This is a genomic window from Ignatzschineria ureiclastica, from assembly GCF_003121845.1.
Classification (GTDB): domain Bacteria; phylum Pseudomonadota; class Gammaproteobacteria; order Cardiobacteriales; family Wohlfahrtiimonadaceae; genus Ignatzschineria; species Ignatzschineria ureiclastica.
Window position 1 is genome coordinate 439,240 of the sequence record NZ_QEWQ01000004.1, and the last position, 22,880, is coordinate 462,119.

Annotated in this window: 21 protein-coding genes and 1 tRNA gene; 9 read left to right on the forward strand and 13 right to left on the reverse strand. The window is 37.8% G+C overall.

Translation table 11 applies throughout. From position 1 onward, the window contains the following. Positions 1–4: 4 nt before the first annotated feature. The 7 genes from cas7fv to DC083_RS07430 form a co-directional block, all read right to left on the reverse strand. Positions 5–982, reverse strand: coding sequence for a type I-Fv CRISPR-associated protein Cas7fv (cas7fv, locus tag DC083_RS07400; RefSeq protein WP_109189571.1), 978 nt, complete (start codon positions 980–982; stop codon positions 5–7). After that, positions 975–3,926, reverse strand: coding sequence for a CRISPR-associated endonuclease Cas3'' (locus DC083_RS07405; protein ID WP_109189572.1), 2,952 nt, complete (start codon positions 3,924–3,926; stop codon positions 975–977). Before DC083_RS07405 ends, cas7fv begins: the two co-directional genes overlap by 8 nt. A gap of 1 nt (position 3,927) precedes the next feature. Next, positions 3,928–4,917 carry a type I-F CRISPR-associated endonuclease Cas1f gene (cas1f, locus tag DC083_RS07410; RefSeq protein ID WP_109189573.1) on the reverse strand — a complete coding sequence of 330 codons (990 nt, stop codon included), beginning with the start codon at positions 4,915–4,917 and terminating at the stop codon, positions 3,928–3,930. Between the two features lie 309 nt (positions 4,918–5,226). Beyond that, positions 5,227–5,694, reverse strand: coding sequence for a DIP1984 family protein (locus tag DC083_RS07415; RefSeq protein ID WP_157954903.1), 468 nt, complete (start codon positions 5,692–5,694; stop codon positions 5,227–5,229). A 397-nt stretch (positions 5,695–6,091) separates the two neighbouring features. After that, positions 6,092–6,577, reverse strand: a complete 486-nt coding sequence (locus DC083_RS07420; protein ID WP_109189575.1) for a RidA family protein — start codon at positions 6,575–6,577, stop codon at positions 6,092–6,094. 128 nt (positions 6,578–6,705) lie between these two features. After that, positions 6,706–8,124 (reverse strand): NAD(P)/FAD-dependent oxidoreductase, encoded by a 1,419-nt coding sequence (locus tag DC083_RS07425; RefSeq protein ID WP_109189576.1) that lies wholly within the window; start codon positions 8,122–8,124, stop codon positions 6,706–6,708. Between the two features lie 351 nt (positions 8,125–8,475). Next, complete coding sequence (locus DC083_RS07430) at positions 8,476–9,294, reverse strand: MetQ/NlpA family ABC transporter substrate-binding protein (RefSeq protein ID WP_109189577.1); 819 nt, start codon at positions 9,292–9,294, stop codon at positions 8,476–8,478. A 375-nt stretch (positions 9,295–9,669) separates the two neighbouring features. Here DC083_RS07430 and DC083_RS07435 point away from each other — a divergent pair, with 375 nt between their 5' ends. Beyond that, positions 9,670–10,329 (forward strand): DUF421 domain-containing protein, encoded by a 660-nt coding sequence (locus DC083_RS07435; RefSeq protein WP_109189578.1) that lies wholly within the window; start codon positions 9,670–9,672, stop codon positions 10,327–10,329. 175 nt (positions 10,330–10,504) lie between these two features. On the opposite strand, the gene DC083_RS07440 is transcribed toward DC083_RS07435, so the two are convergent. From DC083_RS07440 to DC083_RS07450, 3 genes are all read right to left on the reverse strand, one after another. Further along, a complete protein-coding gene (locus DC083_RS07440) occupies positions 10,505–11,335 on the reverse strand; it encodes a MetQ/NlpA family ABC transporter substrate-binding protein (RefSeq protein ID WP_109189579.1) in 831 nt (276 codons plus the stop codon). Positions 11,336–11,482: 147 nt separating this feature from the next. Further along, positions 11,483–12,352: a MetQ/NlpA family ABC transporter substrate-binding protein gene (locus DC083_RS07445; protein ID WP_109189580.1), complete on the reverse strand. Its 870-nt coding sequence runs from the start codon at positions 12,350–12,352 to the stop codon at positions 11,483–11,485. Positions 12,353–12,752: 400 nt separating this feature from the next. Further along, on the reverse strand, positions 12,753–13,463 hold the full coding sequence (locus DC083_RS07450; RefSeq protein ID WP_109189581.1) for a TIGR04211 family SH3 domain-containing protein: 711 nt from the start codon (positions 13,461–13,463) through the stop codon (positions 12,753–12,755). Positions 13,464–13,733: 270 nt separating this feature from the next. Here DC083_RS07450 and DC083_RS07455 point away from each other — a divergent pair, with 270 nt between their 5' ends. The 5 genes from DC083_RS07455 (at position 13,734) to DC083_RS10180 (ending at position 17,000) form a co-directional block, all read left to right on the forward strand. Then, positions 13,734–14,453, forward strand: coding sequence for an SDR family NAD(P)-dependent oxidoreductase (locus DC083_RS07455; RefSeq protein WP_229822316.1), 720 nt, complete (start codon positions 13,734–13,736; stop codon positions 14,451–14,453). Positions 14,454–14,662: 209 nt separating this feature from the next. After that, positions 14,663–14,746: transfer RNA gene (locus DC083_RS07460), tRNA-Leu, on the forward strand. 243 nt (positions 14,747–14,989) lie between these two features. Further along, positions 14,990–16,288: a trigger factor gene (gene tig / locus DC083_RS07465; protein ID WP_109189583.1), complete on the forward strand. Its 1,299-nt coding sequence runs from the start codon at positions 14,990–14,992 to the stop codon at positions 16,286–16,288. Between the two features lie 159 nt (positions 16,289–16,447). Beyond that, on the forward strand, positions 16,448–16,663 hold the full coding sequence (gene rpsU, locus DC083_RS07470) for a 30S ribosomal protein S21 (RefSeq protein ID WP_084331539.1): 216 nt from the start codon (positions 16,448–16,450) through the stop codon (positions 16,661–16,663). A 184-nt stretch (positions 16,664–16,847) separates the two neighbouring features. After that, positions 16,848–17,000 carry a hypothetical protein gene (locus tag DC083_RS10180; RefSeq protein ID WP_157954904.1) on the forward strand — a complete coding sequence of 51 codons (153 nt, stop codon included), beginning with the start codon at positions 16,848–16,850 and terminating at the stop codon, positions 16,998–17,000. A 28-nt stretch (positions 17,001–17,028) separates the two neighbouring features. Here DC083_RS10180 and DC083_RS07475 read toward each other — a convergent pair whose 3' ends face one another. Further along, positions 17,029–17,472 carry a PaaI family thioesterase gene (locus DC083_RS07475; RefSeq protein WP_229822312.1) on the reverse strand — a complete coding sequence of 148 codons (444 nt, stop codon included), beginning with the start codon at positions 17,470–17,472 and terminating at the stop codon, positions 17,029–17,031. 222 nt (positions 17,473–17,694) lie between these two features. On the opposite strand from DC083_RS07475, the gene DC083_RS07480 reads away from it, so the two are divergent. From DC083_RS07480 to DC083_RS07490, 3 genes are all read left to right on the forward strand, one after another. Then, a complete protein-coding gene (locus DC083_RS07480) occupies positions 17,695–18,381 on the forward strand; it encodes a DsbA family oxidoreductase (RefSeq protein WP_109189584.1) in 687 nt (228 codons plus the stop codon). A gap of 31 nt (positions 18,382–18,412) precedes the next feature. Further along, positions 18,413–18,802, forward strand: a complete 390-nt coding sequence (locus DC083_RS07485) for a hypothetical protein (protein WP_109189585.1) — start codon at positions 18,413–18,415, stop codon at positions 18,800–18,802. Positions 18,803–19,000: 198 nt separating this feature from the next. Beyond that, on the forward strand, positions 19,001–19,615 hold the full coding sequence (locus tag DC083_RS07490; RefSeq protein ID WP_109189586.1) for a DUF805 domain-containing protein: 615 nt from the start codon (positions 19,001–19,003) through the stop codon (positions 19,613–19,615). 249 nt (positions 19,616–19,864) lie between these two features. Here DC083_RS07490 and DC083_RS07495 read toward each other — a convergent pair whose 3' ends face one another. Then, positions 19,865–21,052 (reverse strand): M20 metallopeptidase family protein, encoded by a 1,188-nt coding sequence (locus tag DC083_RS07495; protein ID WP_109189587.1) that lies wholly within the window; start codon positions 21,050–21,052, stop codon positions 19,865–19,867. 197 nt (positions 21,053–21,249) lie between these two features. Then, entirely contained in the window at positions 21,250–22,782 is a 1,533-nt protein-coding gene (locus DC083_RS07500; protein WP_109189588.1) for an AbgT family transporter, read from the reverse strand. Positions 22,783–22,880: the final 98 nt, after the last annotated feature.

Sequence of the window (22,880 nt, forward strand, 5' to 3'; positions counted from 1 at the left end):
CCTCCTATTGCGCTTTAAAATAAACCGCATAATCGCTCTCTGGTGTAGGTTCAATCTGTTCAGGATTGCGCTTAATTCGCATCATCTTATTACTATCGTTGTAATCAACCTCAACACTATCCACATACATATAACCTTTTGCTTGGCGAATAGTGAGATTCTGTAACATTTTTAAGGTCTCTTTTACAAGAATATCAATCGCCGTGTTATCTAACAGTATCCCTGCTTCCCCTTCTTCAAAAATCGTTCCTACCCGGACATAATTAGGGTGAAATATAGCTTTAGGATCTCTAGAGGGATCTAAGCTCTTGATAAAATCGGCCACTTTTTGTGCGACTTTCTCTCCCTCACCTTCTTTGATGACCATAGCAGCACGATCAAATTTTTTATCAAGAGAGATAAATTCTAATTGTTCAATACTGATAGAGCCATAAGCTTCGTATTCAGTATCTCCAAAGGTTGTTTTAGAAAAGAAAGAATTACTCGATTCTTCCCCTTTCTTATTGGTCTCTTTCTCTTTTGAGCCTGATCGTCCCATCTGCTCAAAGTTACCATTCCCTAATTGATCTACAAAGTCAGTAATCAAAAGCGGACTTGTACGTTTACATTGACTAGAAGGAACAACATAGCCTCTAATTAGCCCTGTAATAGACGCAATTACATCTTCTAAATTTTTATCTTTTGCATAATGCAGATCATAAGCTTGATCTCTAAAGAGATGATGACGAATACAATTTTGACTGATATACATAGGCGTTTCTTGGAAATTAATATCAGAGGCTTCTTTACGATATTTATAACCTGTATCATCTTTCACTTTGCCGGATAGATTAGTATAACCTCGCAGTTTCGGAAGTGTATGATTATCGACCGTTTTACCGTTATCACCCATTAACGTTGTTGGGCCATTCCAATTCACCACACCATAACCCAAAGCTTTAATTTTAAAATCTACACTTTTAATCCCTGTTACCTTATTCATGATTTTCTCCTTCTGATTGATTTAATAATTGCAGTTTGTCATAAGCAATCATGCCAATTGCTTGTTGACTACATATCGCATAATAAATAGCATGTTCATTTCTTTGCCCTACACCGCCGACTTTATCTAAATCATCAATGTGATAGCTTAAATAGAGTGGATAATCAGGATCTCGAGCATGCCCTTCTAACACTTGCTCTCTTAACTTAATTTTTTTCGCCGGAATTCCCTTCACTGGATGACTTGGATCGATAATGCCCTGTTTTTGAGCAATAAATGGCATCAGGTCACGCACTGCTGTCAAAGATTCTGTCAAATTATCGTATTCACTCCTATCATCAAGTGGTGGCTCATAAACATAAGCATTCATGAAGATAGGATGTCGATAGTCATCAAGATCTAATAGTGCTAATTGCACAAATCGACTATCGCCCCGTAAAGAGTTTTTGCTAATTCTTGCTTTCTGATCCTTAGCCTTATTTTTAACCACTACACTTGGCTCAGCCACTTTCTTACCAATTAGCGTAATACTCTGTTTAATGGCTTTCTCTAAATCGCCTTGCGTCGCCCTAGCACCTAATTCAGAATGATAAAAATCTTTATAAATCTGATATAACTCCGTCAATGAAAAAGTACGATCTCCTATTTTTTCTTGCAAAAAATCATACCAATGCTTAGTTGTCTGCAAGCTATTTAATTGATTGAGAAAATAAGCTGATGTACCAAGAGATTTACCATTTTTAACCGCTTCAGTAACGGCAATGGTTAAAATATTAGGGTCTTTATTCTGCCCAAAGCGATCTAACCGCCCTAAGCGTTGCAACATATTTTCTGGTGATGTCATCTCTGTCAACATCGCATCTGCAGAGATATTCAAAGATGCCTGAACAATAGGACCACTTCTCAAAACAGCATATTTATGAGTTCCATCCTTTTTAAAGGAGTTATATACTTCATCAAATAAAATTCGCTTATCACTCTTTTTATATTTCGAGTGAAACAGGATGCTATTTTCTTGATCTTTTTGATAGATAAAACCTAGCTGAGCTGTTAATGCTGTATTACTAATGACAAAGGTATTATTTTCGTAAGATTGGAAAAATGGATTGTTATCCAAAGATTTTTCATCATACTCAACAAATTGCAATTGATATTGACTCGGATTAAAAGATGCCATCTCTACTACATCTTCAGGATGAATCCCTAAAATCTCTTTTAAGTAAAAATAGTGAGGCGTAGCCGATACTAACAACGCTTTTTTCTGATAATTTTCATGCATATTTTTGTTCGCAATTAATTCTGCAAACAAAATATTAAAAATATCCATAGGGATATATTCATGAAACTCATCAAATACTACATGGGCTTGCATAAATGGAATTAAGCTATCAACGCGAGTATGGGTCACAATTGATCCTAAAATTTGATCTATCGTTGTGACGATGACATCTCCTGAAAAATAAGCCTCTTCTGGTGTTTCATTGCCCCATTCCTTGGTATATTTAAATTCACCAGTAAAAATTTCAACATCCGCATCGGGGAGATAAGTTTCAATTAATTCTTGAAAGATCCCTTGGCAAACCTGAACTCTTGGACATACCCAAATAATTTGAGAAGCATTTTGCAAACGCGCCCACTCTAAAGCGATTCTTGTTTTACCACATCCAGCAGGTCCTGCTAGCACAGGAATATCACGTTTCTGACTCAGCTCCTCTGCCATTTTATTTTGCACCTGCGTTCTTTCACTCATTGGAAACTTGGTAGATGCAGACTCTAGATGAGGGATTAATAAAGAAATCTCATCTTCTGTTACATTTTCAATCAATACATCTAAACGACCTTCAGCAATTAGGGACAATAAATTTTCTGCTGTTTGTTGAGAAATCAATCGATCAGCACTAATCACACACGCTCGTAAAAGATTATTATGAGCATTTTTTTGAATATTATTTCTCAATTGTTCAAAGTCATCCGTTAAAGAATAGCTCTTAAATTCTGCAAACGTTTTCCCTTTATAGTGATATTCAAATTGCTCAAAAAGATCCGCTAAGGCATCGACAGACCAATTTTGTCGAGTAATAAGGGATTCCTTACTTTGATATTGAGCCGCAATGCTCTGTATCGCTTTGAGCAACGCTTTCGTACCATTCATTAACTTTTGAAAAGCACTACTATCTAAGTTTTTTCGTAGATATTCATAAGCTTTAAAAACCTCTTCAAAATCATCGGTTTTTCTAAAAGGTTTTGCATGATGCCAATAGATCGCATGAATTAATGCTTCCTTTTGCCTTAAATTTAATCCCTGAAGCTCGGAATCAAAAATCGCTAATAAAATTGCAGAAATTTCATTATGTCTAGGGTGTTTATCAAACGTAAATTTTACATCAATATGTTGACCATCATCTTCGGGATTTTTCTGTTTTCCTTTACGAACCCATTCCTGGAAATAAGGATCAAGTTTCCCTAAATCATGTAGGCAACCTGCTAAAAATGCTATTTGAGAAAGTTTTTGATACTCCTCATTTTTCACAGTTCGTTTGAAAATCTCTTCCGCAAGCCAACCTACGGCAAATAGGTGTTCTGCTAAAGGTTGTAACTGAGTATTTGCATATAATTCGTTTTCTTTTGCTTTCATTGTTGTGACATCCATTATTAAATCTTTCATCGTCCAATTCACCGGTACATATCCCATCTCATTAAAGCGATGACGATTCCCTACAATCCATAAGAGATCGCTTCTTGAACGAGAACGTATCCAATGGCAACTCACTGCGGTATTTTTTGAGGCGGTTCGGCGCAAGAGCTTTTTCACCATTAATAGGCCTTCTTCTGTAATAATCGTTTGCCAAGTATTATCACCAATGCGGTTTGCGTAGGCATCTAATACACGCCGAGTGCGACTTAATGCTTTCTTCTCACATTGGCTAATAAAAGTGACGATCATATTAGAGATCCTCCGACTTGGAAGATTCTTCCTGGAGAGCTTCATTCCATGGATGAAGTGCCACTCGCTTCACTTCATCAAACATAAAATCAAGGCATTTATGTTCTGTAAATTTTTGTAGAATTTGCTGACGAAATTCTTGTTCTGTCATATTCTCTTTGGCACAGATAAAAGCCCAAGGTAATACAACAGCATCTTTAATCAGATCAGCAACATCAAAAACTAATGCGCCACGTCTTGTCTTCCCATGCATTACGGCAAAACCATGAGGGATTCCTAAGACCCAAAGCGTACAAGCGGCTAAGCCATAAGCAAGATAATTACCATGATTGAGGAAATCATTAGCTAAGTCTCCTTGCTCGGCATTACGTACAAAGTTTTTAATCGCAACCTGTGTTGCCGCATACTTATAGAGTTGCTTTGTCATTTGTGCTTCAGCAAGAAGAAGATCACCAACTTTATGCAGATCATTAATTTTTCGAGAGAACACCTGAAAAGCAACTGATATTGTTTCATTATCAGCATCAAATCCCTCATTCTTAAGATCTCGATCTTTACGCCAGGCTCTCTGAATAAATTCTATACGTGCTTGTTGAAATTCCTGTGCGGCTTTAAAGCGTTTACGCTCATCAAACCAAAACCCCATCCACCCTTGCATATATTCCGTAGGACGATATTCACTCTGCGGCATCATCCATTCAATCTCACTCCCCATAAAGAGCGGTGTTCCACCTCCACCACAAAAACCTACTAGAACTCCTGCAGATGCCAACATTCTCATTGCTGCTTGAGTAATAGAAGTTCCGGTACCGAGTAGTATCACAGTAGTATTAGCGATGGGAATATTGTAGTAATGATTCTCCTTTTTCGCCTCTGTAAGATAGAGGACACGCCCATCTTTTTGCATGACACGACAGTGTTCGAGATAGAAAATATTAGCGCGTTTTGAGTGAAGAATTGCTTTTAGATCAGATCCATAAAGATAATCCATATTAATAATCTCAAAAGTTAAATTTTAAATAAGATTATCATATTAGATTAATTATTCATATAACTACTTAATAAAAATAGATTTTATTCTAACAACAAAAAACCTCAGCATCTTTCGATACTGAGGCCTTTCCCCGATCCCACCCTAGTAGAAAATCAGTGCTGTGGTAGTGAATAGTGTTATTTTACAGTGAGCCTGTAAATGATTCTTAACGTAAATGATGATAAGGATTGCGTTGTTAGCGCTCATTGGTTAAGGGTTGGTTTTAGCACTCGCCTTTTCTACTTTGCCGTTAAACATTATAACCCATTACTTTGCCTCTACAAGCGCTGTACGCCAATTAGTCGCTTGGATTTGGGTATCTAATTCTCGCCATTTTTTAGCAAGTGCATCATATTCTTTAGAAAGCTCGGCGACATCGACAATGCTTAAGAATTTAATCTCAGACATACTGTAACGATTAGCATTTTCGGATGCTCGATTGATCATCTGATTTAATGTATCCCGCTTTTTCATCAGATTCTCCCGCTCGATCAGGGCATCCGCAAGGCTCATTGTTTCAGAAAAGGGGGTTTCATTATTAGTCTGATTGATTCTTCCCACTAAATGTCCTAATTGATCAATAGCAATAAAGAGCTCTTTACGCACCTCAATAGGATCTAAAGCGGGTGTATCACCTTCTTGAACTTTGACATTCTCTAATAAACGTTCATTAAGTTGAGCAATTCTTTTTTGTAAATCTGCGCGTATGTTGAGCGCTTCTCCTAAGGTCATCATATCTCCTTACCTATGTGCTATCTACATTATAGTAAATTTGGTTTAAGAAAAATGGTTTTAAACACCACTTACAAGATACCGGATAGAACGGCCTCCTTACTTATTACAACCGATCTGCCGGCATTTAAACAAGCTTATTTTAAACCGATATTACTATACTTGTACTGTCTATGCGTCTATGTTACTTAAATTCTAAGATAAATCATCTAAGATGAAAGTCTATCTCTCTAATAGTTGACAATATCTCATAAACGCTACTTTATTGAGGGATATTGTACCATTTTTACGAGTATTATGAGGATCCCAAAAGAAAACCTTCACACTCTCAAGAGAATATGAAGGCTTTAATTATTCATCAGTTTACAACTTATAAGGATATACCTTATAAAGATCAATCCTATGGACGAATGGCAGTGACTTCGATCTCAACGCGCCATGCTGGGTGCGCTAATTTAGCCACTTGGAATGCTGAACGAGCTGGTAACTTGTTCGTTTTTTCTGGGTTAAAGAATTGTGAATAACCATTCATAAAACCTTTAAAATCCATTGTGCCATCAGTCTCTTCGCCACCTACTAAGAAGACTTGCATTTTAACAACATCTTCCATAGTCAAGCCAAGTTCTGCAAGATTCTCTTCTACTTGTTTTAAGATATTCACAGTTTGCGCTTCTGTATCACCGTATGCTTCGAGTGAATTAGCGGGTGCATCAGGATTGCTCACAGTAGGAACTTTACCGCTTAAAAATACGAGATTTTTGCCTGCAGGAATCTCTACTGATTGAGAAATAGGCATACCTTCTAACTTATGGTAAACCACTGCATCGTCAGCACTTGCAACACCTACCACGAATGGAAGGGCTAATAAAAGACTCTTTAAACGCATAATATATACTCCTATTTAACAATTTTTGAAATCCATTACCGGATCTCACTATTTCGGCAGATAACCTACCTTGATCAAAGAAGATCTCCGTCTAAAATACTTAAGATCTTCCATCTGTTACTGTGATATTAACTAAAACGTGTTACATCAAATGGTGTTGGATTAATCACAGGTTTTCTGTCCATGACCAAGTCAGCCGTCAATTCACCTGCTGCAGGGCTCTCTGTCATACCCCAAACGGTTGCAGTATTAATCACTAAACCTGGATATTGTGGCACTTTAGAGATAATCGGCAATTCATCGTAAGTTGGTGCTACGATTGCACCCCAACGCTCAACCACTTCTGATGCTTCAAATTGTGGGAATTCACGTTTCATCCGATTAAATACCGCATCTAAATGCTCATTATTTTGAGTTGCCGTTACAATACGGTTTTTCTCAAATGGCGTAACTTCATCTAAATTCCAAGAGGTTGGAATTTGGAATGAACTTAAGAAATCAGGGCCAATTTTGAACTCAAGCGGTAATTCACCACCCCCTAAAAGATGCATAAATTTAGGACCTAACAGAATGCTATCTTTCACGATTGAGCTTGTGAAGATACGCGGTGCAACAGCATAAGTGCCATCAGCTTGTTCGCGGAAATGGATGCCATTTGGCAAATGAACATTACCTTTTGGTGCGCCAGGAACGCCTGAAACACGTTGTTGTGAAAGGTAAACATTGAGAGTTGGAAGATCAACGCCTAAGTTCCCCATAAAGAGACGTGACCAAATACCACCAGCTAGTACCACTGATGAGGTTTTGATATTGCCTCTTTCGGTAACTACATCAGCAATTTTACCACCTTCAGTTTCAATGCCTCGTACTGCACAATTAGTGAAGATTTTTACACCGATTCTTTGAGCATAACGTGCTAATACAGGTGTCCCTGTTTCAGGGTCAACAGAACCTGCATCTTCTTCAAATCCGGCGATCTCCCAATTCGTTTGCGCATTTGGAAGACGAGCTGCTAGCTCTTCACCATGAATAATACGCGTTTTAAGCGGTGTATCAAAACCTGGATCTTCGCTATTGAGTGCAATCCATTCTCTCACTGTTGCAAGTTCTTTATCTGTTGCAATGGCTTCCACTCGGCCTTGTGTACGATAGCTTGTATCATCATTGACACGCGCATTCATTTCACGCCACAATTTTTTACCATAATGATGTAGAGGGAAAATTTCAGGAGAGGTTTTATAGCTGATAATTTGGCTATAAGCACGACCTGATTGCTCACCACCGACTTCACCTTTCTCACAGATAGTAACGCTTAAACCACGCTCTCTAAGATTAATCGCTGTCATAATCCCTTGGATACCAGCACCGATAATCACAACGTCAGATTGCTTTGGTAAAGGACCTTCAGTCCCCACAACATGTTGCGCCCGAGATTTAGTTTGAATCAACGTTCCTTCTCTACGCATCATAGGGGTCACTACAGCTCCTGCACCTAATGCACCCACTGCACCAGCTCCGATAAGGAATTTTCGTCGTGAAATTTTCATCTTAACTACCTTTACCAATTGTTTATAAAAAATCAAATAAATTTACGAAGCGCGTATCATATCACGCCTCTTTTTTATTGATCACGATCAATTTTTGATAAATTGAGCTAGGATCTATATCAAGATCCAAGATGAAAAATCGCTTTATAGAAGATATCTTTTTATTATTAAATAGTTATCTTTAACAAAGAATTATTATAGGTAAGTTAAAACCACCTTATTTATATTTTAAATTGCTTTTTTTTTGCACAAAAAAACCGTTTCTTTCTCTCAAAAGAAACGGCTATTAATCAATTTTGACTTATTTTTATCTATATAGAATTTAAAACATTCTATATTATCAAATCATTACTAACCCTCAGGCCAGATAAACCAGCCTTTGCTTTCAGGATCATTCTCGATAAATTGACGCATTTCATCAGATTGAAATGCTTTTTTTACATCTTTGGCCCATGCTGTATTGGCATCTTTTGCTTTCACTGTCACCAATAACTCAAGGCTTGGTAAAAAAGTCTCATGCGCTAATGCATGCTCTGAACCAATGCCAGCAAGAAGTGCAACACCGCCCGGCATTACACCATAATCGATCTCATCTAATAGACGAGGAATAAGAGCTGAATCAACTTCTTTGAACTGCAGGTTTTTAGGATTTTCAATAATATCTTTCTGCGTTAAAGTCGCAATATCCGCATTGGGATCAACTTTAATCCAGCCGATTTTATCTAAAAGTGCATAGGAACGCGCCATATTAGAAGGATCGTTTGGAATTAAAACTGATTCACCAGACTGAATATTATCTAAAGAATCTTGTTTAATCGAGTAGATAAATGCAGGAATTGAAGGCGTATGAACAATCGACACTAAATCTTGCCCTGTTTCCCGATTATAGACATCTAAGTAGGCTTGATGCTGTGCGGTATGAAAATCAACTCCCCCCTCGACTAACGCAGTATTAGCATCGCGAAGCGTACTAAAATTGAGAAATTCAATCGTATAACCTTCCGCCTCTAATTGTGGCTTAACCACTTTTTCTACTAATACATTATGAGCACTAGGTGGCATACCTACACGTAATACCTTTTTATTAGCATCATCTTGTTCACTATTACCACAAGCGGCAACGACTAATCCTATTAGTGCAACGCCTAACCACTTCACATATCGCTTCATCTACAATCTCCTTTTCAATTTGGCTACTTTCTCACTATATGATTTCATTATACAATTTCATGCAATCATTAAAGCATACTTAACATATAAGTTAAAGTATTTTAAAGTTTATTCCTCTTATTAAATCATTGATTTTGGCAAAAGAGAATCCTTTATCGACAAATAACGTCATCATAGAAGCAATAACACTTAAATAGAATATCAATATTTTTAAATCTATTTAAAATAGAGGAATAAGAGAGCACTTATCTTGTTATCTCCTTTTGGTTATAACATTTTATTATCGCGTTTTGTTATTGCATTTTGTTATTTCAAAGACTTTCCAAAGCCCCCCTTTTAACTGATTCATTGTCAACAACATAAAAGAGCGACATTATGCCCTACTATCTATTAGCAATTATCAAATTTATGATTGGCTTTACCATTATTTTGACCCATATGAATCTCACCGGTCGGACACAGCTATCGCAACTGACGCCGGTGGATTTTATTGGTAATTTTGTACTCGGTGGTATTATCGGCGGTGTCATCTATAGCGATGCTATTCCCTTAACACAATATATTGTCGTGCTACTCATTGGCGTCTCAATGATTAGCCTCATTCATTGGATTAGCAAGCATATTCGTCTAGTACGGAATGTGACTATCGGTAATCCCATTACGATTATCAAAGATGGTCAATTTCAGATGGAAACACTGAAAGAGAAACAGAATAAAATAGATATTCTTAATATTCTCTCCCAAATGCATGCTCAAGGTATTCACTCTTTTCAAGAGGTCTATTTTGCGCAAATTGAACCCAATGGCCAACTGACTATTATCTGTGATCGTGCGCAAATGCCCTCAATAGTGTTACTAAAAGAAGGGGAGATTTATAAAGATGAATTAGAAAAAATTGGCCGAGATGAAGCTTGGTTAAAAAGAGAGCTTGCCCAATTAAATCTCCATCAATTAGAGGATCTATTTTTAGTAGAATTTTGGGATGGAAAGATTCACGCAATCCTACAAGATGGCTCAATGGTACCGGCACACTAAAGCGATGAAATAGAGGTGAGAAAAAAATTGGAAGAAATAAAAAAGCCATTATTCCGATTGATTCTCTTCAAGAACTCATCAGTATAATGGCTTAATCCTTATCTTATATCTTATTACTTCTATACGCTTATTTGTGTTTATTACACCTATATTACTTAATACGACTCATCGATTGCTACTTTCCCCAAGCATCAGGATATTTATAACCAGCAAAACGCTCTTTTGCATAAGCTTTAAATTCATCCGAATTATAAGCTTCAGTCACATCTTTTAACCAAGGCGCATCGACATCTTGAGTTTTCACCGCTGCCCAATTAATAAAGATGAAGCCAGGATCAGTGAAAAGTGCTTCAGAGAAAGGAATTTTTGAGCTTGCCGCATAGTTACCAGGAATCACCACAAAATCTACATCTTCCCGCACGCGCGGTAATTGAGGTGCTTCTAATTGTACTAACTCAATGGCATAAGGATTCTCGGCAATATCTGCTTTCGTTGCTTTCAGTGGATCAATGCCGTTTTTCAGTGTGATTAAGCCGGCATCTTGAAGCAACATCAAAGTACGAGAGAAGTTACTAGGATCATTGGCAACGGCAAATTTACTTCCCTTAGGTAAATTCTCTAAGCTATTTTTCTTACCACTATAAATCCCTAAAGGCCCTGTCGGGATTTGAAATACCTCGGTTAAATCTAAATTATTCAATGTCTTGAAAGAGTTCAAATATGGCAGATGCTGAAAGGTATTAATCTCTAGTGAACCATCCGCTAATGCTCTATTGGGTAAGACGTAATCGGTAAAAACAACAAGCTCTACTTCATAGCCTTTTTTCTCTAATTGTGGCTTTACAGAATCAGTCACCATATCTGCAAAATCCCCGACTGTTGTGCCGATACGGATTTTTTTCAAATCGTGAGAATCCGCCGTTTTATCCTCAGAATTACAAGCGGCTAAAATAGAAGTTGCACCGATTAATGCAACTAAAAGACTTTTTTTAACGAGTTGTTTCATATTATCTCCTTAAGATGATCTTCATTGATTATGAAGTCGATGTGAAATATCGGTATGTAGGTATCTTCTTAACTATATGTTCTTAAATATATTTTCTTGAATGCATACCATTAACTATATCTTATTGAATGTAACTTATTGAATCGATTAACGATTATCTTGCGCCCAAGCTTCCGGCAATTGATAACCCTCAAAATGTTCAGCAGTATAGGCTTTGAGTTCATCTGAATTAAATGCCTCGGTAATCGCTTTTAACCACGGTGCATCACGATCTTCAATACGCGCAGCTGACCAGTTAACAAAGGTAAAAGTCGGCTCTGTGAAGATCGCATTTTTAGGATCTAAACCCGCACTAATCGCAAAATTCCCATTGATCGCTGAGAAATCGACATCTTGTAATGAACGTGGCAGTTGTCCGGCATCTAATGTAATAATCTCAATATTAAGGGGATTTTCAGCAATATCTTCGCGAGAAGCTGTCAGATAATTCGTATTCTCTTTCAACTTAATCCAACCTAAATGATCGAGAATCACAAGCACTCGCGCATAGTTAGAAGGATCATTCGGTGCAGAGACTTTCATTCCTTGATGCGCATCTTCTAAGCGTTTAGTTTTACCGGCATATAGTCCATAAGGAGCCGTTGGAATTTGAAAAACCTCTTCAATGGCTAAATTGTGTTGCGCCTTAAAAGCATCTAAATAGGGCTTATGTTGGAAGATATTAATATCTAAATCACCGTCAGCTAGTGCTAAATTAGGACGGATATAGTCGGCAAATTCAATGAGCTTGTAACTGTAACCTTGTTTCTCAAGCAGTGGGCCGACAACATCTCGCACCATTTGCCCGTTGACACCGACGGTAACACCGATAACAATCTCTTTTTTATCAGTTGCTTGACCTATTTCACTATTTTTTTGTGTCTCATTACAACCCACAAGCACTAGAGCTGAGATCACAACTATAGTGATTATTTTACCCAATGTGTGTTGATAAAATCGCTGAAAGTATTGCTTCATTAAAATTCCTCCTCGTCCTATGAGATGTTGGTCTACTACCTGACATCATCGATAAAATTGTTATCCGAATATATTGTTCGTATATAGCTATTTGAATCCAACTATTCGAATGGCTATTTCAGATGCACTTTTCAGATAGACCTAAATAATTCATTACCAAAAAGACACAAAAAAACCCGCAACATCTGTTACGGGTCATCTATTCGGATAGAAGAGATAGTCTAATGACTCTACTCTCTATATCACGCTTTAGCTGTTGTGCCCGCAAGCTGTATCAAATCGGCAAGTTCTATTTAAGCGCTTATTATGAGAGGTGTCAAATTTTTCTCTCAAGCCTCAAACAATTTATAACACTTCATTCCCATTTATAAATTTGTATTCATACACGAATAGACGCTTATTAGAAGTCCCAACTACGCTTACGGCGTGTTTTCGCAAAAAGACGAGGTAGGATCGCTGATCCTAGAATAATACCACCTAATAGAATTAAGGCACCCACCGTCCACTCATTACTCCGATTCGCATCTTGTAAACGGGTGTTTTCCTGTTTTAAACGGGTAATTTCAACCTTTTGCACATGATCTTGTTTATTGAGCTCCTCATTCTTTTGAGCTAATTCCATCTCATGAGAATAGAGCTTTTTGAGTTCAACAATCTCCAATTTTAGCGCCTCATTTTCAGCCGTTAAAATTTCAACTTCTGAAGCCATAGCATTTTTTTCATCATTGAGCTTTTGGATATTGCTCTCTTCTTGTTGCTTCAATCGCTCAATTTCAGCCTCTAACGACTCATTTTCTTTAAGAAGTGGTTCGTAACGGGCTTTCGCCTCTTCAATATAATTACGGGCACTAGGTTCATCCATCAGAAATTGACTGTGAATCCACCCAGTACGATTACCATCGTAACGAATTTGTACATAACCGTTTCGCGTAGCGAGCTTCTCTACAGGTTCTCCGGCATTAATCATCTTAGTAATTCGATAGTTATCCCCTGAACCTGCTCGAACCGGCGCTTGTAGCTTATCACTAATATAGAGCTGTTCCGCAGAAGCTAAAGCGAAGCAACTTGTTAAAAGAGCGAGGGTAAGTAGTCGTTTAGAAGCTTTCATCATAATGAGGATCCTATCTCTAATCTGTATCTATATCGAATTTACAAGGGGGTTATTATACCTGAAAAATGTGAATTTTTTTGAAAGGTTTCTCGAAAATGGGTTCAATCCGTAATAACACTGATGATCATAACGTTATTAGCAATAACATCTAAAATAGTTCTAATAACCTCATCAACCACTTATTGAAGATTTAATGTTAAAATAAGATTCGTCAGTTTGTTATTGAATAACATTCAATAGCATTAATAGAACAGCCAACTAGGAGAGATTATGAAAGTCTATATTATTACAGGGGCATCGAAAGGTATTGGTAATAGCTTAGCTTCAATATTAGAAGCGGAAGGACATAAAGTTTTACGAGTTGCTCGAACTAATCCTGCAGGTTTTTCTAATCTGATGACAATGGATATTACAGCACCGGAAGCCACATTACGCATTATGGAATGGCTAACGCCGCTCTTACCGTTAGCAAGTGAAGTAACGCTCATTAACAATGCCGGCGTTATCGAACCCATTCAAAAAATCGGGGCGTTAAACACCAATGCTATTCATAAAGCGATTGCGATTAATGTGACTGCACCGATTGAACTGAGCAATGCCTTTGTAGCACTGACACAATCACTTCCTATCACTAAACGTATTATCAATATCTCCTCTGGTGCAGGTCGTCATGTTTACGAAGGTTGGTCAATTTATTGCACGACCAAAGCCGCCATCGATCACTTTAGTCGGGCACTCTATCTTGAGCAACAATCTATGGAATACCCTATTGCGGTTACGGCATTAGCCCCCGGAGTCATTGATACCGATATGCAAAAAGAGATTCGAGGAAGCGAGCAATCCGCATTCCCAAGTGTTGCGCGTTTTATTGAGATGAAAGAGAGTGGCACTCTACTCACACCCCACGAATGCGCTGAAAAAATCATTGCGTATATACAGCGCCCTACCATGCTGTCGGATGATCCTATTACAGATATCAGAGATATGTAACTCCCTATTTCTAAGGGAAACTCTCAATATCGCCTATTATTTCTACAATTTTGAGTAAGAAAAAGGGTTGTAATTTTACCAAAATAGATTATCATCTTTCTCTGTAGCAACGGTCTGTCAGCAACGATCTTTTCAAACTGAAATAAAGAAACGATACGCAATAATTTCTTGACAAGATTTGATAGTACTGTATAATCTACATCTCAAATGCGAGCGTGGCGAAATTGGTATACGCGCTAGACTTAGGATCTAGTGGTTCATCCGTGAGAGTTCGAGTCTCTCCGCTCGCACCATATTTAGTTATGGTGATTAGATCACCTTAATAAGATTTAAAAGGTGCTTACATAGCACCTTTTTTTATATTTAAATTTTTAGTAATTCTAGATAGTTCTAGTTATATAGCAAAATAGTTTAATCAAAGCGTTTAAATTTAGTTAAAATAACCAAGGTTTACATTAGGTTAAATTCAAATTTTTCGTTTAGATTTGATTTATTGATTTAATTTTCAGATTCAACTTAACAGTCAGGTATAAGATATGTCAGTAGAAACATTAGAAGGCCTCAAACGCCGTGTAGTGATTGAACTTGATGAGCAAGAGATCAACAAAGATATTGAGAATCGTCTCAAGGATCTTGCTCGCCGCGTCCGTGTTGATGGATTCCGCCCTGGGAAAGTACCAGTTAAAGTCGTTCGCAGCATGCATGGTGCAGAAGTTGAGAACGAAGTCATTGGCGAAGCTATTGGCAAAAAATACCAAGCAATCATCGCTGAAAACAAGCTCTCTCCAGCAGGTCAACCTGTTGTAGATATGCCAAATCCAGAGAACAAATTTTCGTTCACTGCAGAATTTGAAGTGATGCCAGAAGTGAAACTTGATCATCTTGACAAGTTAGAAGCTGTGAAATTTGAAGCAGAAGTTACGGATGCTGATCTTGAGAACATGCTTAAAACACTTCAAAAACAGAGCCAAACTTGGAAAGAAACAGAAGCTGCATCTAAACTTGAAGATCGCGTAACCATCAACTTTGTAGGTCGTGTTGATGGTGAAGTATTTGAAGGTGGCTCTGCAAATGATACTCCGCTTCTCCTTGGTTCTAACACAATGATCCCTGGTTTTGAAGATCAAATCGTGGGTATGAAAAAAGGCGATATCAAAACGATTAAAGTCACCTTCCCTATGGACTATCAATCAGAAGAGTTAGCGGGTAAAGAAGCTGAATTTGATATTGAAGTCAATAAAGTAGAAGAAGGTCAATTACCTGAAATTGATGCTGCATTTGCAGAACGTTTCGGCATTGAAAATGGCGATGTTGAAAAACTTCGTTCAGAGCTTCGCAAAAATATGGAGCGTGAATTAAATAACGTAATTCATAATCGCTTTAAAGCTTCTATTCTTGAATCTCTCGAGAAAAATCATGAAGTAGAAGTGCCTGAAGCATTAGTCATCGCTGAAGCACAATCAATGGCACAACAATCAAACTTCCCACAACCAAAAACACGTGAAGAAGCTGATCAGTTAATGGGCTTAATCCAACAAATTTTCGCAAAACAAGCTGAACAAAAAGTACGCTTAAGTCTTCTTGTAAGCCAATTTATCGAAGATAGCCAAATGAAACCTGATGAAGCATATGTTGATAAGCGTTTAGAACTCATCGCTTCAACCTATGAAGATCCAGCTGAAGTGATCGAACACTTCAAAAAAGATAAGAACAGTATGCAAAATATCCGCAATATCGCACTTGAAGATCAAGTAGTTGATCTTTTAGCTGAAAAAGCGGCAGTTGTTACTGAAAAGAAAACTTTCGATGAGCTTATGAATCAAGCGCAAAGATAGTCAAAAGTATTCATGAAGTAGCCTCTATCCTTGATTCTTCATTGAAATCTCAAATGATTTAGGCTACACTAGTGAATTGGTGCTCTTCTTAAAGCCTGATTATCATACTTTAATAAGAGCAATTTTTATTTAAACTTTATTAAATTGGGGTGATGTTCAATGCCTTCCGTCAAAATTCGTGAGAATGAACCATTTGACGTTGCTATGCGTCGTTTTAGACGGTCTTGCGAGAAAGCAGGTATCGTATCTGAGGTGCGTGCACGTGAGTACTATGAAAAACCGACAACTGAAAGAAAGCGTAAGAAGGCTGCGGCTCAAAAGCGTCATTATAAACGTATAATGCGCGAATCGAACCGTAGAATCCGTTACTACTAATCGTTGTTTAGTTTACTAAGTATTTAGTACATTAATAAGCTACTCAATGTGAGTAACATTAAAAGCCCTAGATTTCGATCTAGGGTTTTTTATCATTTCGGGATTTAACTATAGCTAGTTTTGGCAAAATAAACTCGATATGAGTAATATGGTAGAATGTTAGTGATATATAAGAGGTTTAATCATGAAGAAAAAGATCTTAATCCCCACAACAATCATCTTATTCACCTTGATCATCGCCGGTTGCGCTTCTAGTAGTCCAAGTATGCATTATCGCAATGACTACTCTAATCAAGTCTATGGTCGCCTTAGCTTTGGCTATAATCTTGGTAACTAGCATACTAATACATTATGTAAATGTCATTCTACCTAGTTACTTGCCCGCTATCGGTGGGGAGCGTAATTACTGCATTAGTCACCTTTATGGTTGAAACTAATTTGCCTGTGGTCCCGGAATAGACGTTCACATCCCAAACATGAGTCCGCTTACCACGATGCTGTAATGTCGCTTTAGCTATCACTCGATCCCCTACTCTTGCCGATGATATATGGCTTGCGCTGATTTGCATACCGACACAACCGAGCTCAGCAGGTAAAATCGCATACGATCCGATACCCCCAATGGTTTCAGCTAAAGCAATCGTTGCCCCACCATGTAGATATCCCATTGTCTGTTGATGTTTTTCAGTCACCGGCATGATCGCTTCCGCATAATCAGCCTCTAATTGTAGAATTTCAATCTCTAATGTCTTTAAAAGATTCATTCCTTGATAGCGATTAATCGCCGTAACCGTTCTTTCACCTTTCATAAACTCCTCTCCATTATTATATTGTATCGGTTCAAAATAAGCTTATCTCAATGCTAAGCACTATCTATTATCGATTTTCTATTTCACTAATAAGATTGACTTTATTTTGCAAAATATCGGCAAAAACTAATAAATAGTTACGATGATAGTGCTTTATGATGCGGTTTTACGCTACAATAGCAAGAATCATCTCATTTATCCTCGAAAAAGGAAAGAATCACTATGAATATCCAAATTTGGTCTGATTTCTCTTGCCCCTTTTGTTATATCGGCAAGCATAATCTAGAACAGGCAATCATGCTTCTCTCCGAAGATGAAATGGCGCAAATCAAAATTCAATACCGCAGTTTTGAATTAGCACCTGATGCACCTCTTTTTACGGATCAAACACTCGCGGAAGTATTAGCTGAACGTTACCAAACAACTGTAGAAAAAGCAAAAGAGCTAACGGTGAACTCTGCTGGTATGGCAGCAACTGTAGGATTAACGATTAATAATGATAAAATCATTCCTACCAATACTTTCTTAGCGCACCAACTGTTGCATTATGTTGCAAACAAAGCACCGAGTAAGATTAAAGCTTGTGCCGATTTGCTCTTTAAAGGCTATTTTCAAGATGGCATTAATTTAAGTGATATCGTTGCACTGATTGAAATCGCCGATAAACTTAAACTCGATCTGACGGATGTTAAAAAAGCATTAGATGATGAGGTTTACGTCAATGCGGTACGCGATGATGAAGCCATTGCTCACCGAATTAATATTCAAAGCGTTCCTTTCTTTGTCATTGACAATGAAGTCGCAATACAAGGCGCACAAAAAGTGGAGGACTTTCACCAATTTTTAGTGGAATATCTCAAGGAACAAAATAAACAAGGTCATGAAAATACCCCTACGCAGGATGCATAATTTTTTCTTTTATTATTGATAGGAGTTTACTATGTCTATGGAATTACTGATTGTCGTAGGTTTTTTTGCTATTGCTGTCATCGGTTATATTGTCTCTCTCTTCTTTTTATCAAAAGAGGGGGTCAAAAAGTTATGGATGAGCTTATTACTTATTGCATTTGTGATAATGCTTGTATCACTCATTGTGATTCGTTTTGATACTTCAGGATTTTTAGCAGATCCAAAATTAATGTCTGAATTCTACTTTGCTTATTTCGTCATTGTAGCGCTCATTGTACTCGGCATTGTCAATATTTGGGCTTTCAAAAAAGTGATCTGGCGTGTCTTAACAGGCAAACCCCTCAATTTTGAAACACCTGAAGAACTTAGAGAGCGCGAAGCAGAGAAAGCTGAAGCTAAGCAAGCTAAAGAGCACAAATAAGCATTGTTATAGTAAGTATTATTAAATAAGTGCCGTTTATATTCTGGTTACTCTTTGATTCATAATGAAATCCCCATTTTTAATGGGGATTTTTATATGAACCTATTGAAATCAAATTGCGCAGCTTGAGTGGTTTTATAGAACAACCTATAATACGTTCTTAATCAATCATGCAATATCACCTGTATAAGGAGTTTCATGAGCAAACAACACGAACGAATCAAGGCACCGCCTTACTTCTCTTTAAGCTTTACAGGGAGAATTGGTCGATTAGAATTTGCCAATCGTTTTGTCACCTACTTGGTACTTTTTACTCTAATCTATCTGCTCTACTTCTATGTCGCAGAAAAAGGGATCTTTTCATTATTTAGTGAAAATGATAAATCCATTGATATGACAAAAAATCTCATTCGCCTTATTTTCTATAGTGGCTATGTGGGGGCGATCATAGTGCTCTATTTACGAATGATTATTATGCGCTTACATGATATCTCACTCTCAGGTTGGTGGTCTTGCCTACTCTTTCTCTGCCCCTATCTACTTGACCTTGCGGTCATCATGTTACCGATGACACTCTCTCGAGGGGCTTTTTATACTTACTTCTTTATGCTCTTTACTGTGAGCCTTGCAATTAGACTCTTTCCTTTTATTATGCCCGGCAATAAACAGCTTAATCAATATGGTCCACCATCTCGTACAGGAACACCTTTAGGAATCATTATACTGATTATTGTCTCTGTTGTAGGTAGCTATTTCCTTTATCGCTATATTACCTTACAGAGCCTCTCTATCGCATTTCTCTATAACCTGTAGCCTGTAAGTCTTAAGCCTGTAGGTTATATAGTAAATTTGGTTTAAGAAAAATGATTTTAAACAACACTTGCAAGATGCCGGATAGAACGGCTTCCTTACTTATTACAACCGATGCGCCGGCATTTAAATAAGCTTATTTTGAACCGACATTACTATACATGATAACTTCATATACAGAAATATAGGATAGTGAATACAACAACGGGATGAATGTGTTATTACACTCATCCCGTTTTAGCAAATTTGAATCTATTTGAAATAATGCGGATACTGTACTACTGCATTCACCAGTAACTGTAATCCTAAACGCATTCCATCTTCATCAATCCCAAATTTAGGATGATGATGCGGGTAATTAAAGGCCATCTCTTCATTGCCGCCCCCCACAAAGAGAAAAGTAGAAGGTACGATTTTTGAGAATGCACTAAAATCCTCACCCCCGAGCATACATTTTTCTGTAATAATAGTGGCACCTTCAATATTTTCAGCTACTTGACGCATAAAAGCTGTCTTTTCAGGATTGTTATAGGTCACACCATAACCCACCATATAGTCAATCGTACATGTTGCGCCATATTCACTGCAGGTAGATTCGGCCATTTTTGTAATATTACTTTTAAGAATCTCACGCACTTCATCACTCGAAGAGCGCACACTACCACCTAAACGACAAGTATCTGGAATCACATTTAAAGCCTCTGTTCTTCCCGCTTGAAATACCGTATTACTGATGACTGCCGGTTCTTGTGGTGAAACCATACGGGAAACAATTGTCTGCAATTTCTGGACAATCATTGAACCAATAATAATAGGATCAATGGCCATATCAGGTTGTGACGCATGTCCGCCCTTACCTTGAATATGAATCTCGTAAGTATCTGAGTTTGAGCTTGCCGGCCCCTCTTTAATATCAATAATCCCCACCGGCATTCCTGACCAGATATGTTGGCCATAGATAAAGTCCAACTCATCAAATAGCCCAGTTTTGACCATCTCTTGCGCACCGCCAGGAAGTAATTCCTCTGCATGTTGGAAAATAGCCCATACTTCTCCTGTTAATTCATCAAAGTGGTCATCAAAATAACGACAAGCAGCGAGTAACATTGAAGTATGAATATCGTGACCGCAAGCGTGCATTACACCATCGTTTTGAGAGCAAAAAGGTAACTCTGTCCGCTCTTCTTCAATCGCTAAGGCATCAATATCAGCACGAAGCCCAATTTTTGGTCCGGGCTTGCCGGTCACAAATTTCACTAATACACTCGTGCCAACGGGCCGAATAATCTCCGCGTGTTTCAACTGCTCCATTTCACTAATAATGTATTTCGCAGTCTCATATTCCTGAAAAGAGAGCTCAGGATGAGCGTGAAGATGGCGACGATTTTCAATAAGTTTTGCTTCATAAGGCTGTAATTCTGCTTGTGTAACTAGTTTCATAATATTCCTCCTAGTAATCTTTATTAATCCTGAGGATCATCAAATAACCAAGTTCTGATGATCCTCAAATTTTTTTCCATTTTAATTTTAGTTCTAATTCTAACTTTCAATTTCAATTTCAATTTCGATTTCGATTTCGATTCAGATTCAGATTCATCACCGATAAATGATCTGATCAATGGCGATCTTCCATCTATCTAAAAATATTGTTGCTCAAGATGGATCGGCCCCCCTGGACCTACCGGTAAACCTGTCCAGTACCAGATCAAAACAAAGATTGTCCAAATCAAACCTAATGCCAAAGTATAAGGGAAGAGATTCGAGATTAAGGTTCCTAACCCCATATTCTTATCATACTTCTTCGCAAAAGTGAGCAATAGCGGTAAATAAGCCATCATCGGTGTAATAGGATTAGTAATAGAATCTCCTATACGATAGAGAATCTGAGTAAATGCAGGGTGATACCCTAAGAAGAGGAACATCGGCACAAAGATCGGTGCTAAAAGTGCCCATTTAGCCGAAGCACTCCCAATAAAGATATTGATCACACTGGTAATAAAGATAAAGCCAATAATGAGTACAAAGCCACTTTGATGCTCAAGAAGTGAAGCCCCTTTTATAGCGATAATGAGCCCTAAATTACTCCAAGCAAACAGTGCAATCATCTGTGCTGAGAAGAATACGATGACAATAAAGGAACTCATTCCTGCCATTGAGCGATTGATCATCTCCACGATATCTTTAGAGCTTTGCGCTTTTTTAGTAATGACCGCATAAATTAGACCTGGCACGAAGAAGATTACTGCAATGACAATTGCCACGCCTTTAATTAAAGGCCCATCAATTAAACTGCCCGACTCAGGATTACGCAAGAAACTCGATTCAGGAATGGCCATTAAGGTAATTAAGACAAAAATAGTCATTAAGGCATAGTTTGCCCATTTTAATCCTTTCTTTTCAAGATCAGTTAAATCATCAATATCGTGAACATTATCTACGGATTGATAGGTTCCTAAACGTGGAATGATCACTTTATGCGTTACAAAAAGAATCACAAAAAGCAGCAGAAACATCGATGCAGTCATAAAGTACCAGTTCATCGCAATATTCACCGGCACATCTACATTAATGGTTTTCAGTCCTGCTTCTGTAAACGACAGTGCTAAAGCGTCAGCCATACCAATAATCACATTCGCAGCAAAGGCACCTAATGCCGCGGCATAAGCCATTACTAATCCTGCAATAGGATGGTAACCTAAGCGTAAGAAGATCATCGCAGCAAGTGGCGGAACCACAATTTGTGAAGCATCGCCGGCAACAGTACCAATCATCGCAACGAGAATAATCACCGGCATAATAAGCTTTGTAGGGGCTCTTTCTACCGTTGAGATCATCAAGGCTTTAAAATAGCCACTATGCTCTGCAACACCAATTCCAAACATGACTACAAGTACGACACCTAAGGCCGGGAATTCTGTGAAGTTAGAGGTGGCTTTCGTTACAATCTGCGTTAAACCATCCATCGTCAATAAATTCACGACTTCCACTGTCTGCTTAGTAACAGGGTTAAAGGCGGTCACATCTAAAAAATGTAAAATAGCTGATGCAATAATAGTTAAAACTGATAATCCGATAAAGATCATCACCGGGTCAGGCAATTTATTCCCCCAATACTCGATTTTATTTAAAAATCGCATAAAGAGACTCGGCTTAATCGCTTGTGTCGTCATAGTTGCTCCTTTGGTATAGTCATTTCTTACTTTATTATTTTCTTGTAAGATTATTATCTTATGTATGAGTCACTTTTATATTTGTTGCTTTTTTGTGC

Excerpts from the sequence above, each read along its gene's own strand:
- DC083_RS10180 (WP_157954904.1), top strand. The coding sequence starts at position 16,848 with ATGAAGAAAAAGATCTTAATCCCCACAACAATCATCTTATTCACCTTG.
- tig (WP_109189583.1), top strand. The coding sequence starts at position 14,990 with ATGTCAGTAGAAACATTAGAAGGCCTCAAACGCCGTGTAGTGATTGAA.
- DC083_RS07420 (WP_109189575.1), bottom strand. The coding sequence starts at position 6,577 with ATGCGTTTAAAGAGTCTTTTATTAGCCCTTCCATTCGTGGTAGGTGTT.
- DC083_RS07450 (WP_109189581.1), bottom strand. The coding sequence starts at position 13,463 with ATGATGAAAGCTTCTAAACGACTACTTACCCTCGCTCTTTTAACAAGT.
- DC083_RS07440 (WP_109189579.1), bottom strand. The coding sequence starts at position 11,335 with ATGAAACAACTCGTTAAAAAAAGTCTTTTAGTTGCATTAATCGGTGCA.
- DC083_RS07415 (WP_157954903.1), bottom strand. The coding sequence starts at position 5,694 with ATGATGACCTTAGGAGAAGCGCTCAACATACGCGCAGATTTACAAAAA.
- cas7fv (WP_109189571.1), bottom strand. The coding sequence starts at position 982 with ATGAATAAGGTAACAGGGATTAAAAGTGTAGATTTTAAAATTAAAGCT.
- DC083_RS07490 (WP_109189586.1), top strand. The coding sequence starts at position 19,001 with ATGAGCAAACAACACGAACGAATCAAGGCACCGCCTTACTTCTCTTTA.
- DC083_RS07425 (WP_109189576.1), bottom strand. The coding sequence starts at position 8,124 with ATGAAAATTTCACGACGAAAATTCCTTATCGGAGCTGGTGCAGTGGGT.
- DC083_RS07485 (WP_109189585.1), top strand. The coding sequence starts at position 18,413 with ATGTCTATGGAATTACTGATTGTCGTAGGTTTTTTTGCTATTGCTGTC.
- rpsU (WP_084331539.1), top strand. The coding sequence starts at position 16,448 with ATGCCTTCCGTCAAAATTCGTGAGAATGAACCATTTGACGTTGCTATG.
- DC083_RS07445 (WP_109189580.1), bottom strand. The coding sequence starts at position 12,352 with ATGAAGCAATACTTTCAGCGATTTTATCAACACACATTGGGTAAAATA.
- DC083_RS07495 (WP_109189587.1), bottom strand. The coding sequence starts at position 21,052 with ATGAAACTAGTTACACAAGCAGAATTACAGCCTTATGAAGCAAAACTT.
- DC083_RS07405 (WP_109189572.1), bottom strand. The coding sequence starts at position 3,926 with ATGATCGTCACTTTTATTAGCCAATGTGAGAAGAAAGCATTAAGTCGC.
- DC083_RS07430 (WP_109189577.1), bottom strand. The coding sequence starts at position 9,294 with ATGAAGCGATATGTGAAGTGGTTAGGCGTTGCACTAATAGGATTAGTC.
- DC083_RS07455 (WP_229822316.1), top strand. The coding sequence starts at position 13,734 with ATGAAAGTCTATATTATTACAGGGGCATCGAAAGGTATTGGTAATAGC.
- cas1f (WP_109189573.1), bottom strand. The coding sequence starts at position 4,917 with ATGGATTATCTTTATGGATCTGATCTAAAAGCAATTCTTCACTCAAAA.
- DC083_RS07500 (WP_109189588.1), bottom strand. The coding sequence starts at position 22,782 with ATGACGACACAAGCGATTAAGCCGAGTCTCTTTATGCGATTTTTAAAT.
- DC083_RS07480 (WP_109189584.1), top strand. The coding sequence starts at position 17,695 with ATGAATATCCAAATTTGGTCTGATTTCTCTTGCCCCTTTTGTTATATC.
- DC083_RS07435 (WP_109189578.1), top strand. The coding sequence starts at position 9,670 with ATGCCCTACTATCTATTAGCAATTATCAAATTTATGATTGGCTTTACC.
- DC083_RS07475 (WP_229822312.1), bottom strand. The coding sequence starts at position 17,472 with ATGAAAGGTGAAAGAACGGTTACGGCGATTAATCGCTATCAAGGAATG.